Below are 15,236 nucleotides of genomic sequence, written 5' to 3'. Positions count from 1 at the left end.
TACAAGTCTTACTATTTAGACCTGTCCCCTATTCTTCTTAAAGTTCTCCGCCTGCTCGAAGATTTCCTTATACACCTCATCGCGATCGACTGGTGGGTAGCCGTGCTTAGCTAACAGTATGATTAAATCCACTTTCAACTCTGCTTTAATATCGTCGCGCTGACTCCAGTCCGTGTACTTGGCCTTGTCGTCCACAACTTCTTTTACTGCCTTCGCTAGCTCCAGCAATTTATCATCGGGGTAGTTGAAGTCGTATTTGGCGGCTAAGGCAAGCAGGATGTCGTAGAACGCTTTCTCCTCGAAGTTGATGCCCATGTCTTCGAAGGAGTTCATTTCGGTTCTGAGGTCGTTGTACATGTTGATGATTTCGTCCGAAAAATCTTCCAGTACATTGCTCACCAGTACGTCTTCTTCTTTTCACTCGTTATATTTTTCAACCAGTGATTTAAACCGCTCTGAGAAATCAAACGCTTTGGTTTTATTGACCTTTTTAAACTCGCCCAAAGCTTTTGCCAGCATCTGCTGAAGCAACTGAATTTTGGTATTAGGCTGCTTTATCTTTTCTATCTTGGCAAGGTAATCATCGTCAAAGATATCTATGCCATCTTGGCCTTGTCCAAGCTTAAAGATTTCTTCAACTCCATCAGCCTTTAATGCCTCGGTGATCATTTCGCGTACTTTGGCATTCATCTGCGCGGTATCTGGCGCATTGCCTTTTGTTAGCTTGTACACGATGGAGTGCGGAACAAGTTCTCTGGCATTCGAACCGCTAGAAAGTGACGTGTAGATAACGCTAACCGCTTTATTATTAATAATGGCCTGAACAAGGCGCGCTACGATAAAGATATCTGGCACATTCAGACTAGACGGTGCCTCTACTGGGAAATGAATATCACCAATAGCATCGAAACCATCGGAGATATCGTTGGCAAGTTTGGTTAGGGTGCGCCTTGCGTCGTGCTCGAAAACAGGTTTGAACTGAGGAGTCTGGAAGTATCGCTTTTCTCGTGAATCGTAAGACAGGTTATCCGGTGCAAGCTCTTTGTAAATACCGAAATCGCGTGAGCCTGCCGATAAGCCGACCTGAAAACGATTAACTAAGTCCTGACGATAAATCGCACCTTTAAACAATAGGCAAAAGTCGATGTAGGCAAGGCGCTGTTTTTGAGCAAAGCTGATAGAGTCGAGCATCGTCCCTGTTTACGTTTCTATACTTTAGCTCAGTGTGGTTTATTTTGAGACGGTTGTAAAGCATGCACGCGTCTAACTGCTCATAAATCGGCGCTTAAACTCCTTCTTCCTTTCTTCAGGCTCGACCTCTGTTAGTCCAGTGCAGCGATGCGCTGCATGCGCATCCCACCCAAACGGCCATCGTTTAAATTCATGCTGATGACAGGCAGGACAAGAACGCTTATTTTCTGCATTGGAGACAACCTGTTTTGTCTTGGTTATGGGAATGGGCTTTGTCGGTGGCTTTGCAGATATACCGTTTATAGGCTTAACTTTTGGTATCCAGATAGCATCGCCTTTCTCTGGGTCACCAAAACAGGTGCGCTCCATTTCGGGTAAGCTGGCTACCCATGCGGCACTATAGGCGTCCACTCTATCGTGCATCGAACCAAGACACATGTTGGCTGCTTGTTCCCAGTCTTCGTTAGTTATCGGCCAACCCGTATATTGCGACATGGCAGATAATTGTAACTCGGCCTGATTCCCTTTGCTTTTATGGATATCAGCAACGCCTAATTGTTTGACTGTCGCGTGTGGATAGACTTCTATGCACTCAGCTATTTTGCTTAGCCGCTCGTTCAGTGCAAAACCTAATAGCATAAATATTTGATGAGCATGTGGCAGGTTTTGTATTGGCTTATCTGCTTGCAGATGATCAATACCCTTTGCCTTAATGGCTTCGAAATCGTCTCTCGATGGCGTTGTGTAACAATTGATGCCTGCCTTATCGAGTGCCTGTTCCGCGAGCCTGCGTTTAAGCCGGTTATCTCTTGGTCTAAGTGGTGAGTCAATGCCAATACGAACAGGATTCAACTGATAGGTGACGCATACCGTTTCAATGTAGCGCGCGACATCGTTTGCAAATGTTTGATTTACTTTTTCGTGCAGTGTTAGAGCGTTTCCCAACCCTCTAGGTGGTTTTATTTGGTAATTAGCTAATGGAAACGGCAATAATTGTCCATTTTGTCTGGTGCAAATCACCAGCGGTAAATACTTATCTTTCGCACAAGCGACATCAATGCCGATAAACACGTCCATGTTTACCTCTCCTATTTCTCAAAAACCTACCGTCTATTGTTAGACGATACTACACGATTGAAATTAATACCCAATCAAGATATTGCTTGAGTTAATATATTTTTGATATTTAACAAGGATGTTCAATTATGCCTAGAAAAACCACATCTTTTGCTGACCTTCTTTTCCAAGCGCCATGGTGGGTTTCAGTTATAACATCGGCAATTACCTATTTATTGATGGGCCATTTACTACCTTCTATCGAAACGGATAATCAGCTTATCAATATGGTATTTAAGGCGCTCGCTGTTCCTGCGCCTTACTTTGCAATTTTCATATTACTCATTGCTCCATTTTCATTTTTTAATGCTCGACGTAAGGCCAAGCAATTAGATGCTCAAAAGAGTATTGAAACTATACGTCAGCTGCACTGGCGCAACTTCGAAGAGCTAGTGGCAGAAGCCTTTCGTAGACAAGGGTATCGAGTAACCGAAGGTGGGTTTGGTGCTGACGGTGGAATTGACCTAGAGCTTAGGAAAGGTGATGAACGAGTCATCGTTCAGTGTAAACAATGGAAAGCGCAAAAAGTTGGTGTCAGTGTGGTACGCGAGATGCTTGGCGTGCTCACTGCCAGCAACGCAGCCAAGGTTGTCGTAATTTGTTCGGGTAAATTCACCCAGCAAGCTATAGATTTTGCCTCTGATAAGCCCATTGTACTCATTGATGGAGGCGAGCTGCTTTCACTTATCCTTGATGTGCAAGCGGAGCCAAAGGTAGAGGAGATAAAAAAGACCGCTTGCCCTAGGTGCGGAAGTGATCTTGTTGAACGGCAAGCAAAGCGTGGAGCCCATGCAGGCAATACCTTTCTAGGTTGTTCTGCCTTTCCTAAATGTCGTTACACAGAATAAGTATTTTTAAGGATAAAATTGATGAAAGACTTGGATGTTCACAAAAAAGTAGCGGTACTAATTGATGCTGATAACGCTCAGCTGTCGAAACTTTCTGCCATTTTGGATGAGATATCAGCACACGGCCATGTTCTCATCAAGCGTGCCTACGGGGACTGGTCTATTGATGCGTTGAAGAACTGGAAGACGCCTCTTAATGAATTAGCCATACAGCCGATTCAGCAATTTGCTTATACAACGGGTAAAAACGCAACAGATGCGTCGATGATTATTGATGCAATGGATTTACTCTATTCTGAAAAAATAGACGCATTTGCTTTAGTATCCAGTGATAGCGACTTTACTAAGCTAGCGTCACGTTTGAGAGAGTCAGAGAAGTTTGTGTTTGGCGTAGGTGAGAAAAAAACGCCAGTGTCATTTCGCAACGCCTGTGATGACTTTATATTCACCGAAAACCTAGAGGCTGGTCAGGTTTCTAAATCAGGTAAACCTAAACAGGAGCAAAGTAGCGCTGGTAATGGTGCAGAAGAGCTAATACCAGCAATGCTTAAAGCTTGGGAGTTATATCAGAATGATGATGGTTGGGTGAATGTTAGTCCAGTTGGTAATTTTCTAAAGCGTGCTAAACCTGATTTTGACCCGAGAACTTATGGTGCAGCAAAAGTGACCGATATTGTTTCTAGTCTTCCTACCGTCTTTGAAATGACGAGACAGAAAGGAAAAGGGACGACACAAATTATTTTGTACCGTCCTATCTTCGCGACCACTTAGCCTAATCTAATTCCCAAGGAGGAAGATCAACGTTTTCCATATTCGGCTTTAGAGGTTTCTTTTGCTTGGTTTTGCGTTTTGCCTTGAGCACTATTTTGCCGTCGTCTAAAAAGCGTCTGTAGGCGCGTTTTGCTTCTTCGATAGACGCGAAACCTTGGTAACGGCTTCCTGAGTAGCCATTCACTAAGGCTTTAGTTTCTTTCCATGATTTGTAAACTCCCGGCGTTCGACCTTTAAAGACTACATAAGCGGCATACCTGCTAGTGATGTTGTAGTTGGAAAAGCATCTCGACATGATTACCTCCTTTGGTTTGTCAGCTTTCCCAATGTGTTTACACTTTTATGTTTTGTAGCTACTCGGATACCGATATCGAGAAAACATCTAATTCCAGCCAGTAATGCAAGAAGTTACCTTCCCATATTTGATACATATCGGTTGCTTGCTCAATAGGAAACACACCGAACAGGTTTTGAAAAACACCTGCATCGAAATCAAAGTCGAGGTCTTTTGCTAACTCTGCATAGGGGACATTTCCTATATAGGCAAAATCCGTGACGTAGCAAAAGTGCCATGCGTTATTGCGTTTCTCCAAACGAATCTCTACAGGGTGAAAACCACCGTTTTCAGCTGAGTAATTAAGGTCTCTGAAGTTAATTGTCACGCTTGTTTGTGACATGCTATGCTGCACAAGTAAATCGACGAGTGCTTGTGCAAATCGCTTTGAGACAGGCAAAGCGAGTCCTTCATAATGAATATGCATAATAAAAAAATCTTCTAATTGAAATCCATGAATGTGAGTGCTGCCTAGCGCGTCTGTACGACGCTTTCAAGCAACTAAGTAAAGTAGCTGACTAGCAATTTGCAATGTCTACTACGTCGCTTTCAGTAGCGCCATTCGTTATGCTTCTGAAAAGCTGGCGCTACGTAAGTGCGACTTACTTTTGTAAGATAGACAGCACTCGATTCTTGGTTCGCTATCGTTGTTCGCGCAATCAAGAGTTAAGGACGATATCTGATGAGTAGAGCAGGGGACTAACTACGATTTTGCTAACTTTGCGTTGACCGGAGTTTTACCCTTGGTTTCAGCCTTTGGCGGCGATATTAAGAACTCATCAAGCTCTCCTTTTTCTACCGCGCTTATTAAGATGTCGATGACCTCGGGAAGCTTTTCTTTATCGCCAACATCTATGGCTGGTTTTCCCTTTTGTAACTCTATTGCTCTTATGCCCACTTTTACTTCAAGGAAATAATGGTTATCGGTGTCGTAGTACCAAGGACGAACAGTAGCCTGCCAACGCTTTTTAATCCGCTCTCCTGTTTCTGGATCTTTGACTGTTTTTTCTTTGTATGCCACGAATGGTGTGCCTTCAAGCATACAAGTGGCGAGCTTTTTTTGCTGTTCGAGTCGGTTGATTAGCTTCATGCGCTTGTTCAATACCGGTGGCTTTTGCTTAACTTCAGGACGAGCGATAACCTTGAGCGAACTCAATACAGATGTAGTCATAATGTTTACCTTTGAATGTTAAGGGCGGATAAAGCCCATTGAGGTGTGTTTCTGCTTACGCAGGTTTTCGTCTGCCAACAGGTTGATGGCAAAGTCACGAATTTGAATTTTGGGTTGAAACTTCTTTCGACGAGCCAATAGAGCGAAATCACCGGGTGTAAGGTTGCGCAGTGAAGATAGCCTTTGTGTTTCAACTTCCTTGAGCGTTCTTACTCTAGTGAGCTTTTTGTACAACTCTATTACTTGAGTCGATGTAAGATATTGGCAGTCTAGTTTGAAATCGAACCGACGTAACACGGCTTTATCAAGCTTGTCGGAAAAGTTAGTAGCAGCGAATAAAGGCTGTGTGAAACACTCTATTTGCGTTAAGAACTCATTAACCAGCTGATGTTCGTGATGGGCAGTAAGTGCCTCGCGTGAGCTTAGTAAGCTATCCACTTCATCAAGCAAGATTACTTGCTCTTCATCATGAGCGCGTTGAAATAGTTCTGCTACCTTTTGCTCACTTTCGCCCACCCATTTACTTAAAATATCAGAGCATTTAACACGCTGCAGTTTCCTACCATGTAGCTCTGTCAAATAGTGCGCGAAAGCGGTTTTTCCTGTTCCTGGAGGACCTGAAATCAATGTTCTCGCTGGCTGGTTGTGTTTAAGTGCGAACGCTATCTCGTTGAGATACTCCTTTGACTGCTTAATATTTAAGTAGCTCGTATCGAAAGGTAGCTCACTTTTGTACTCAAGTTTATTTTGCCATTGCTCCGTTGCTCTAAGTGACGCTTCGACAACTTGACCGATTACAGCTTCTGCGCGAGCACGTTTAGCGTTTACAGCGTGAGCGACATGTGTTGCGTTAGCAACAATTGCTGGCGTAATGTTCTCTGTTTGACTAATCATTTTTCGTGCTGACGAAGAAACACTCAAGCCGTGATAGTAAGGCCGCGTTATCTGTTCGATTTCTTCTGGTCTCAACGTAGGAACGTCTAATACGAGCTTGAATCGCCTTATAAAGCTTGGCTCAAGATATTGGATATGGTTTGTAATCCAAATGCAGGGAATTTCGTTTTGCTCAATGAATCGCTGTAGATGTTCTTTACTGTATTGGCTGTCAGCACAGTCGAATAAACTCTCGCATTCATCTACCAGCAACATAGCGTCTGCCTTATGCGTCAGCAATGATTGAAGTAACGCTAAATAACGAAGCCTTTCTTTGTTTGGAAAGCGGCTATTGAACTCATCTTCAGAAAAATTGCTAGCAAGTGCAGTAGAACGAATTTCGTAAAGTGTTCTATCGCAGTATTTGGCAAGTGTCCTCGATAACTCTGTTTTACCTGTTCCTGAAGCTCCATAGAGCAAAATGCTTGCTCCAGACTGTCTAGACTTACTAGCAGCAGTGAGATATTGCGACAAAAGCGCAGTATTTACGTGAGGAAAATCATCTAATGTGAAGCTTGCGTCGGGCGAAGGATGCAGCAACGGTGCTATTAGTGTTTCCCTTGAGGTAATTGTTTCACTTAACAACGTTCGAACAAGTGCTTTTGGCATTGCGCCATATTCGAAGGACAAAAAGTCTGTATCAGGCAGAAAACCATAATGATTGAGCTGCGCAGTTGCGTGAAAAAATAGTTCGTCACTGATGCCTGAAATGTCTTTGAGGATTTCGTTTAACGAAAGGTGGCTTGTTTGCATGTGCACCTCAGAAGAAAGCGCTCTAATCCACTTGTTAACCTGCGAGAGTAAGGCGAACTGAATCAGTAACTCGGTTTGCTTAGGCAAGTCCATCACGGTTCTGATATAGCGACAATTTGCTAAAAAGGTTTTCGTTACCTGAGGCTGAGTATCAGTAATAGTGAGGCAAGCTTTGTAATTGACGTTTTTGCTTCTACCTATGAAAAACGATTGGGTAGATACCTTGCTACCACGTAAGTTACTGGCAAGACTTTTACCGAGTATATCGGTATCGACTAAAGGCAGATAGTTGAGTAATCGCTTGCCCCATTCACATGCAAGGTAATTAAGCTCACTCGACTTATTGAGTACTTTATATGACATGCTAGTGCCCCATTATTGATAGGAAAGTAGAGATGCAGCCTCTTGCATCACTTTTTCATTTCGCTTGTCGTACATGATGGTTGTACTGATATCCTCATGCCCTGCCATTTGGCGCACAGTGTTTATATCTACATTTTGTTCAAGTAATCGTGTGATAAACGTTCGTCGAAGGTCATGCGGCGAGACTCCTTCTACGCCAATTGATGCTAGCGACTTTTTAGTGAGTGAATAAATAGAGCAAGATGACAAAGCGGTGTTGGGTTTAATATTTCCACCTTTTGCGACACGAACAAATAGATGACCGTTACTATCACCTCGAAGTGCTAGCCATTGATTCAGTGCAAGTTGCGTCCATGCTGGCAGATGAACAGTTCGGCTCTTGTTACCTTTTCCTTTTCTGACGATCAGAGCAGTACCTTCGATAAAGTCTTCTACCAAGAGTGCTACTAGTTCACTTCGTCGTAACCCTGTGCCTAATAGAGTTGAAATTAATGCATAGTTTCGAATGCCAAGAATAGATGTATCGCGTTGTAATTTTATCAACAGCTTATTGACCTGCTCAGTTGAGAGAGGCTTTCCATTATGTTTGCCGTGATTCACTTTGCTGATAGCCCGAAGCTGAATTGACTGCATTTCTGGTACGAGCCCAGACAGTACAGCTATTTTTACGATACTTCTGATTGCTATCATTGCTCTGTTGATAGATCTAGCTGACCAACCCTGAGTAATAAGTTTCGTTTTGATATAGGTAGCTTGTTGAAAGTCGATATGATGATATTTATCTGTTCGCTCTTCATCAGTCCAACCCATCATGTCTGCGATGCTATTTAGTTGTGAAGCAATAGAGCGCTGACTATTAGGCGCAAGTCGACCTAAATACAGCGCATAGGGGTAAGCTGCATTCATAAAATGCTCCGAATTTGAAGTTAAAAGTATTGAATTTGAATGGAAGTGCTTAGAAAGCGAAGAAGATAATATCAGGCGATTTTAGTGATTTATATGGCTGTTTTGTCCCAGCAAAAAATAGTTATTTTGTTGATTTCCCCCAGCGTTTAGTGAGATCTATTTTGTTGAACCGCTCATTGAGACGGATGTGTACCATCTTTGCGTCTTCAGACAATAAAACTTCCTGATATCTATATTCAAACCCTATCCTATTTACAGCAAGGTTCTCTTCACATAATTCTGTACAAGTTATGTAGAAGAAACTGTGTAGTCTATTGAGCAAACTAATAAGACGTGATGTATCTATGTCCAGCCGACATTTCTTAGCAATGCCTAACAGACTTTGCTTTTCCAAAAAGTCATATCCAAACTCACAGTTGCGAGTGCCGTGAAAGTAGAGCACCCCATTTTCTCCAATTTGTGACATATGGAAGTCAGACATTGGTATGAGAAGAAAGCTTTGGCTTCCTAAGTTGTGCTCAAGTAAATGAAACAGTAAAAAGCCGAGCCGAATATCGTCAGCATTAAGTCTCGGATTTCTGACTAAATTTTTTAAGTAAAGGTCGAAAGCTTGCTGGGGGGATTTCATTCTGCTTAGTTCAATATTTACATCGCCACTACGACCAAGCCCTGTCGCTTGTTCTAACGCCTCACGTTTAGCGTTGTCTGGCACCAGTCTGATTCGGCTTTCTTCCGTTCCTAATTTCATAATCATTTAACTCCGAACTATTGGAAAGTTTTTTATTTTAGCTTTCTCAGCCTATCAGTTTTTTTTGTCAATAAGAACAATAGCTTAAATTGATAAATTTTCTCTAGCATAAAGATTGACTAGCACACTTTTAAACGTGTCAGAAAAAAATAGAAAAAAGGTACGGTCTATTTCTACTAAGTAATTGATATTATTTAATTTTTTAGCTTTTTTATTGGCTGTTTAATAGGCTTTTTTCACTGAGGACAACACTACTACACATCCGGAAAATAGGTTTTGATTTTACACACCGTATGGTCATCGAATTAATTTTTTGGAGCAAAAATGATGAAGAAAGTAACAAATATTTCTACGTTAAAAAGAATGGGGTTTAAGGGCATCAAAGACCTTTACGAGCTAATTGAAATAACTGAAATGAATTCAGCAGAATTAATTTACTGCGCGCCTGATGGAAGTACTAGAAATGTCAGGCAAAATCTAAGAGTAGCTGAGGGCTTAAAATGGTTAAAAGATGAAAATAATGAAGGGAGAAAAGCCTTTGTTAAAAACAATAAGTGGCTGGAACGAAGAAGAGTAATAGGGATTCAAGGATCATTCAATCTCGATAACATTGAAGAAATACAATTTTTGAGAAAAGTGTCTCATGCCTCTGTCATTAAAAAAGTTGGGTTAACGAAGTACAGCGTTATTTGGTTCGTCTTTCACGAAGATGAGGAGCAGCATGAAAAGTTAACCAATGCCTTAAAAGCAGAAAATGAAGGCTGTAAACGTGCGAACGTTATAACCTATTTTCCGATTCAACTTTCGGGCTCGAAGAACTGGGATAGAGGCGAACTTGCGTATGAGCAATGGTATAAGTATCAGCCCCTCACGCTAGTAGAATTTGTTCTTAAGAACAATTTAAACGTGTGGGTGCCGCCAGCTAAATTAAACCTATATGAGGGTAGTAGCGAGGCATTGCCTCTTGATGTATTACCTAAATTAATGCAAGAGACTGTAAAAAACTTTAGCAAAGCCTATTGTTGCCCCCCTGAGTTTGCTTTCGTTCCACTTGTAACGATGATTGGTTCAGTCATCGGTCATAAAATTCACGTCAAACCGAGAAAAAATAGTGATTTGGTGATTGCGCCAAATTTCTGGGCTATATCGATAGGAGACTCAGGAGCTGGTAAATTTCCTGTTCATTTACGGATGCGGGAATTTTTTGGCCCACTCAATGATAAAGCTTCGATGGACTACGATGATGCCAATAAGCGGTATGGAGCGCAGCAAAAAATAGAGAAAATACGTGAAAGGATAAATTCAGAGCATATTAAACAGCGCATTATTGCTATCGATAAAATCTTAGACCCTATAGAAAAAAGAAAGATGGAGGAATTACTAGCATCTGAAGTAACTGAAAACTCAAGACAGCCTCAAAAACCGTCGTTAGTACGTTATACAACCAATAAGGCAACATATGCCGACTTGCAACGCACACTAGGTGAAAATCACAATGGGATTTTGATGGACCTAGAGGATCTAAAAGGATTTATTCATCAGCTTCGAGGCTCCAAGGGATTTGAATATCGTTCATTCCTATTGGAGTGTAATTCGGGGTTTGGTCAGCATGATATTGATAGGTTAAACATGGGCACTACGTATGCCAGTAACATGCTCTTGTCGATTTTTGCAACCACCAAACCATCTGTTGTTTATCCACATATTCGAAATACTTTAAAGGGAAGTGAGGAAAATGATGGACTGTGGCAGCGCTTTAACATTCTTGTTCATCCGAAAAATACTGACAAAGTTTCATCTGCTTCCGGAGAAGTGGAAGTATCATTAATTTCGAAAGTACAGAGTCTCTTTTGTTCAATCAATCAATGCGATTTCGGCTTCCAGCCAAATCTTGGCCTGAAGGAACGCAGCGTTTGCTTGTCAGTGCAAGCATTGGGTGTTTATAAACAGTGGTACAGAGAGATTACTTCCTTCAAAAGTAAAAAAGACGTCAATGATGTGTACCAAAACTACCTATTAAAATATAAAACGCTAGTGCCTAAACTTGCACTGCTTTTTGAAGTGGTTGAAAGTTTTGACGATGCGAATCAAGTTATCGGCCCTATAAAAAGCGTTTCCGAAACCTCAGCTAAAAAAGCCGTCAGAATTGCAAAATTTTTGGAATCTCATGCTCGCCACGTTTTTGACGTTAGAACAAATGTTGATACTGCTAATGCGATACTCATTTTAAAACGGATAGATCGACTCCCGCCCAAATTCTCGGCTCGTGACATAGCGCAAAAGAATTGGAGCGGACTAAACACAAACACCGATGAAGTGAACCGAGCCATTATGGTTTTAGAGTCTGCGTTAGTGGTTCGAAAGGCTACAAATTGTAGACAGAAACCATTGTGGGAAGTGAATCCTTATATCACTGAAGCTGGTTCTCAATGATATAAACCTTAGTAGTTGTTTGAGGTGCATTTTTAGTTCAACAAAATGCACACTCAACACCTTCACTTTTAGTTGTTAATCTCTGTAATACCACTGTAACTATCTATTAATACACACTATTAATATACGGTATAGGCAGACACTTCTACGTATTAAAAGAGTATTTTTATGGCAGATCGCAAAAATACACAGTCATGGATTCGTAGCACTTTTGATAAGTCTCGCTATGAACTTATTAACGACAAATACAATTCGCAGCTGTTGACACTGCTTGATTTGGATAATACTGAACCAAGTTTTAAGCAAATTAATAACGTTACAGCAAAGCTTCAAGACAAAACATTATGCCGATACCAGGCCATGTTACTGCAAATATATTGTAATGAACCGCAGCGATATCTGAGATTAGATTGCGACCAAATCACACTGACAGTGAGGTGTTCAATAAAGGATATCGATTCACTACTCAAACCTATTGGTGCTAAAAATAAGTCTCGCATTTATAAAGCAGGGACAGCGGCAAAGCCAGCAGACTTCACAGTTTTTCCTACCTCGACCTACGAACTCAATGGTGGAGGCTCTGGGCTTATTTACGGCAAACCATTTTATTCACACGGATTCGAGTTTCGGTTCAACGGTGATAGTTATAAGTCCCTGTTCTTATATTTAGAAGGGAACGAAAAGGAGTCCGGTAAGTATTCTCTACGATTATCGTTTAATCCAAATAAGCTAACACGGGATGAAATAAAGCAGGCGTTAATTCATGTTCAAAAACGTATTGGCGGTGAATACCGGTATACGCAATTATTCAGTAAGGCAAAGGTGACAAGAATCGACTTCGGCATTCTATTACCTGGTGTTTCATCAGCGTTTGTACAAGCGTTCAGAGACAACGCAAAATCTATAAAGTCACATTGTATACCGTTCAATGGACAACAAGTTGTCGAAACTACTTATCTAGGTAGCAAGTCTAACGCTAGTCACTGCATCGTGTATGAAAAACTACTCAAAGAAAGTAAGTGTTATCCAGAAGTTAAAACAGTAATCGATAGTTTAGCTGTCACTACGCGTATTGAGGTGCGTCACCTTTTATATAAAGAGAGGCACGAACTAGATGTAAAACAAATGCCAGAGTTTCCTTCAAGGTTGAAGCAAGTCAGGATTATATCGCCTAGACATTTTCACTTACTGAATAACGAGATGTTACAAGAATTGCTTACTGACAAGCGACAGGAAAGTGTAAAAATTATGCGGAAAAGTATTCGTAGCGAGCTTATAAAAAGCAGAAAAAGATTGAGAGTGCATAAGATTGATCAGAGGTGGTTGGAAGAAGAACAAACAATAGTAGCGAATTCCTTGATGAGTTTAATAATAAACCCAAATAGCTGAACGCTAATTTTCCAAGACTTACTTACTCTTGATTTAGCTTTTAAATACTAATTTATCAATATCGAGTAATCTCCAATATTTACTAGTGAATTGATATTAAGTAACACTGATAAAAAGCATCGCAAAAAGTTAGCTTTTTGACTTGCCTAAGATAGGTAGCGTAGAGCTTATTAACGCTACCTTTACCTACTATAACCTAAAGAACTAAATGATTAGAAATATAGCTACGATACTGCGAAACTCGCTTTTAGCTAATGCTATTCAACCATAGCGTCTAGCTCTGCGTGTGTTGTATACAAGCCTTTATGAGTACCATCCAAAATATCGTTTAACGAATTACGTAAGGCCGTATATTTCGCATCGGTTTCAAACTTTGCAGATGTGAGGTGAGTAAACAAATTGTAAGGCTTATCTTTTTCCGGTGCTTCATTGAGATAGAACCCTTCAAAATCAGGGTTGTGTACCACTGTTTGCACACGGCCATTTGCTTCATCTGCTAGAGTCCTAATCTTCAGGTTTATTGACCACATTGCGTTAGCCTTTCCAACCTTATTCAATTTCGTGTCGAGGTCATGCACAGCGATTGCGTTTGCGTTGAATTGATCAAATATTTTAATAAAGGTTGGAATATTAGCTTTACCTCTACAATTTATAACGCAGTATTGAGCCTCTAAACCACTTTTCTCAATAATATACTGATATGCAAGGTATTCCGTGTCACCTTCAACAAGTATCGAATTTGGGTAGAAGAAAAATTCATTCACTGTAGGGCAGCAACGGTTTAGCATCTTTAAATTGTCTTTTTCGTCATCACTGAATTTTGCTCGATCTGTCTGGAAGTAAAATACGTTTTCTTGGTTGTTTGAAACCTTGATCAGAGTGGTGTGATCTTGAGTCAAGTCGATAAAGATAGGCGAATGGGTAGTGCAAATAATTTGCCAGCCTTCTATGTCAGCCAATGCGTAGATTGCTTTGCGTGCAGCTTTAATTATCGAAGGGTGTAAATTGATTTCGGGCTCGTCTATCAAAAGAATTTTTGGGTTTTCATCGTGAATTTTCTTTGTCCCTTTCTTTAAGAGGCCTTCACTGCATAGAGCGTTAACTGCTGACCATAAGAAAGCTCTTTTGATGCCTGTTCCTTGATGTTCTAATGATGATTGATGGTTACTTGTCTTTATAAAAAACTTACTTCCATCTTTGATAGCATCTTCGACTTTAAACTTACCTACGCCAGTTTCGAAGATTACAGATGAACCAGAAAATAGCTTATTAATTTCGAGTTCAATTTTCGAGCTAAGTTTACCAATGCTACCTGATAACTCTTTATCTACCTCTTTGGCAAGCTTTTCAATTTCGGCTACTATACCCGCAACTTTTGTTCTATCGTCCTTAACCTTTTTAGCTGCATTTTTGGACGCTAGGTCTTTTACTATCTTTTCTAAGGCTTCAACTCCGTCATTTGGATTTAATCTAATAGGGGTAGGTAATCTACTTTGCAATAAAGCGTCCCAGCCACCAGCACCACCTTTTTTCCAATGGTTGGTTATGGAACTAAAACTATATTTAACACCTTTTTCATCAGGGTTTTCCCACCTGATCTGAAACTTTGCACAAGAACCAAAATCTGGGTCGTTCAGTAGGAGCCACTCTCGACCAAAAGTGTCAATATCTTCTTGAGTTAAATCTGTAAAAACACCTGTGATAGATATTGGCTTTTTAGCATCTCTGCAATGAAAGTAGTCGATACTCAGCGGACTACCCAAGGAAACATAAGACTCGTATGCATCAAGAATTGTAGATTTACAGCTATTGTTTGGACCTACCAAAACAACGATGTTGTCTATTAAAATTGTAATTTCGTTACTAATGCCTTTGAAATTCGAAATAAGGATTGCTGAAAGTTTCATAAACGTCCTTGTTGTCTTAAATATTCTGACTACTGTTTTCGAAGACCGTAATTAAAGATTCATCCAAATAAGGACCGATCTCGCTAAAATCGTAAATGCTATTTATGTTCTTATTGCTAATGATCCTTCTGCATTTTAATTTAGTTAAAAATGAATCACTACTAGCAACGGTGAGAATATCTTGTTCAAGATCTCCAGCTAGTTTTTCAACCAATTTAGATTCTAACCTTCGCGAAATACTCTCAAAAGAAGGCAAATTTTCTTCGTTAGTGTTATCGACCCAATCTTTGGTCCTTGTTAGATGATTCTCTATTACCTCGAAAGTTTTTTCAATTTTTATGTTTTTCTGCAATCGGTAAGCAAGTATTGGGTC

The 15,236-nt window shown here is 40.6% G+C and carries 12 protein-coding genes and 3 pseudogenes; 4 read left to right on the top strand and 11 right to left on the bottom strand.

What is annotated here, in order from left to right; translation table 11 throughout:
• Positions 1-15: 15 nt before the first annotated feature.
• From WA381_RS17700 to WA381_RS17690, 3 genes and pseudogenes are all read right to left on the bottom strand, one after another.
• A pseudogene (locus WA381_RS17700) lies at positions 16-750 on the bottom strand (DUF3387 domain-containing protein); the annotation flags it as partial.
• Positions 730-1,191 (bottom strand): annotated as a pseudogene (locus tag WA381_RS17695) (WYL domain-containing protein); the annotation flags it as partial. The pseudogenes WA381_RS17695 and WA381_RS17700, both read right to left, overlap by 21 nt.
• 72 nt (positions 1,192-1,263) lie before the next feature.
• Complete coding sequence (locus WA381_RS17690) at positions 1,264-2,268, bottom strand: DUF429 domain-containing protein (protein ID WP_156085784.1); 1,005 nt, start codon at positions 2,266-2,268, stop codon at positions 1,264-1,266.
• A gap of 128 nt (positions 2,269-2,396) precedes the next feature.
• Here WA381_RS17690 and WA381_RS17685 point away from each other — a divergent pair, with 128 nt between their 5' ends.
• Positions 2,397-3,155, top strand: a complete 759-nt coding sequence (locus WA381_RS17685) for a DUF2034 domain-containing protein (RefSeq protein ID WP_156085785.1) — start codon at positions 2,397-2,399, stop codon at positions 3,153-3,155.
• 21 nt (positions 3,156-3,176) lie between these two features.
• Positions 3,177-3,926, top strand: coding sequence for an NYN domain-containing protein (locus WA381_RS17680; RefSeq protein ID WP_012516807.1), 750 nt, complete (start codon positions 3,177-3,179; stop codon positions 3,924-3,926).
• A 1-nt stretch (position 3,927) separates the two neighbouring features.
• Here the strand turns inward: WA381_RS17680 and WA381_RS17675 are convergent, their stop codons facing one another.
• The 6 genes from WA381_RS17675 to WA381_RS17650 all read right to left on the bottom strand — a co-directional run bounded on the left by WA381_RS17675 (position 3,928) and on the right by WA381_RS17650 (position 9,134).
• Complete coding sequence (locus tag WA381_RS17675) at positions 3,928-4,221, bottom strand: RNase H1/viroplasmin domain-containing protein (RefSeq protein WP_101563297.1); 294 nt, start codon at positions 4,219-4,221, stop codon at positions 3,928-3,930.
• Between the two features lie 58 nt (positions 4,222-4,279).
• Positions 4,280-4,687, bottom strand: a complete 408-nt coding sequence (locus tag WA381_RS17670) for a DUF2787 family protein (protein ID WP_044445991.1) — start codon at positions 4,685-4,687, stop codon at positions 4,280-4,282.
• Between the two features lie 276 nt (positions 4,688-4,963).
• Positions 4,964-5,431 carry a DUF6641 family protein gene (locus WA381_RS17665; RefSeq protein ID WP_156085786.1) on the bottom strand — a complete coding sequence of 156 codons (468 nt, stop codon included), beginning with the start codon at positions 5,429-5,431 and terminating at the stop codon, positions 4,964-4,966.
• 18 nt (positions 5,432-5,449) lie between these two features.
• Positions 5,450-7,480, bottom strand: coding sequence for an AAA family ATPase (locus tag WA381_RS17660; protein WP_156085787.1), 2,031 nt, complete (start codon positions 7,478-7,480; stop codon positions 5,450-5,452).
• A gap of 12 nt (positions 7,481-7,492) precedes the next feature.
• On the bottom strand, positions 7,493-8,386 hold the full coding sequence (locus tag WA381_RS17655; RefSeq protein WP_156085788.1) for a tyrosine-type recombinase/integrase: 894 nt from the start codon (positions 8,384-8,386) through the stop codon (positions 7,493-7,495).
• Between the two features lie 121 nt (positions 8,387-8,507).
• Positions 8,508-9,134 (bottom strand): hypothetical protein, encoded by a 627-nt coding sequence (locus WA381_RS17650; RefSeq protein ID WP_156085789.1) that lies wholly within the window; start codon positions 9,132-9,134, stop codon positions 8,508-8,510.
• A 324-nt stretch (positions 9,135-9,458) separates the two neighbouring features.
• Here WA381_RS17650 and WA381_RS17645 point away from each other — a divergent pair, with 324 nt between their 5' ends.
• A complete protein-coding gene (locus tag WA381_RS17645; RefSeq protein ID WP_156085790.1) occupies positions 9,459-11,567 on the top strand; it encodes a DUF3987 domain-containing protein in 2,109 nt (702 codons plus the stop codon).
• 168 nt (positions 11,568-11,735) lie between these two features.
• A complete protein-coding gene (locus WA381_RS17640; RefSeq protein WP_156085791.1) occupies positions 11,736-12,956 on the top strand; it encodes a hypothetical protein in 1,221 nt (406 codons plus the stop codon).
• 257 nt (positions 12,957-13,213) lie between these two features.
• Here WA381_RS17640 and WA381_RS17635 read toward each other — a convergent pair whose 3' ends face one another.
• Complete coding sequence (locus WA381_RS17635) at positions 13,214-14,863, bottom strand: ATP-dependent nuclease (RefSeq protein ID WP_156085792.1); 1,650 nt, start codon at positions 14,861-14,863, stop codon at positions 13,214-13,216.
• Between the two features lie 16 nt (positions 14,864-14,879).
• Positions 14,880-15,236: pseudogene (locus WA381_RS17630) on the bottom strand (hypothetical protein); the annotation flags it as partial.

Source organism: Alteromonas sp. CH_MED4-4, assembly GCF_037029575.1.
GTDB classification, from domain to species: domain Bacteria; phylum Pseudomonadota; class Gammaproteobacteria; order Enterobacterales; family Alteromonadaceae; genus Alteromonas; species Alteromonas macleodii.
Note: the sequence above shows the minus strand (reverse complement) of the source record. Positions and strands in the feature narration are given on the sequence as shown.

Bases quoted from the DNA above. Each gene is read 5' to 3' on its own strand.
- WA381_RS17690 (WP_156085784.1), bottom strand. From the start codon at position 2,268: ATGGACGTGTTTATCGGCATTGATGTCGCTTGTGCGAAAGATAAGTAT.
- WA381_RS17685 (WP_156085785.1), top strand. From the start codon at position 2,397: ATGCCTAGAAAAACCACATCTTTTGCTGACCTTCTTTTCCAAGCGCCA.
- WA381_RS17680 (WP_012516807.1), top strand. From the start codon at position 3,177: ATGAAAGACTTGGATGTTCACAAAAAAGTAGCGGTACTAATTGATGCT.
- WA381_RS17675 (WP_101563297.1), bottom strand. From the start codon at position 4,221: ATGTCGAGATGCTTTTCCAACTACAACATCACTAGCAGGTATGCCGCT.
- WA381_RS17670 (WP_044445991.1), bottom strand. From the start codon at position 4,687: ATGCATATTCATTATGAAGGACTCGCTTTGCCTGTCTCAAAGCGATTT.
- WA381_RS17665 (WP_156085786.1), bottom strand. From the start codon at position 5,431: ATGACTACATCTGTATTGAGTTCGCTCAAGGTTATCGCTCGTCCTGAA.
- WA381_RS17660 (WP_156085787.1), bottom strand. From the start codon at position 7,480: ATGTCATATAAAGTACTCAATAAGTCGAGTGAGCTTAATTACCTTGCA.
- WA381_RS17655 (WP_156085788.1), bottom strand. From the start codon at position 8,386: ATGAATGCAGCTTACCCCTATGCGCTGTATTTAGGTCGACTTGCGCCT.
- WA381_RS17650 (WP_156085789.1), bottom strand. From the start codon at position 9,134: ATGAAATTAGGAACGGAAGAAAGCCGAATCAGACTGGTGCCAGACAAC.
- WA381_RS17645 (WP_156085790.1), top strand. From the start codon at position 9,459: ATGATGAAGAAAGTAACAAATATTTCTACGTTAAAAAGAATGGGGTTT.
- WA381_RS17640 (WP_156085791.1), top strand. From the start codon at position 11,736: ATGGCAGATCGCAAAAATACACAGTCATGGATTCGTAGCACTTTTGAT.
- WA381_RS17635 (WP_156085792.1), bottom strand. From the start codon at position 14,863: ATGAAACTTTCAGCAATCCTTATTTCGAATTTCAAAGGCATTAGTAAC.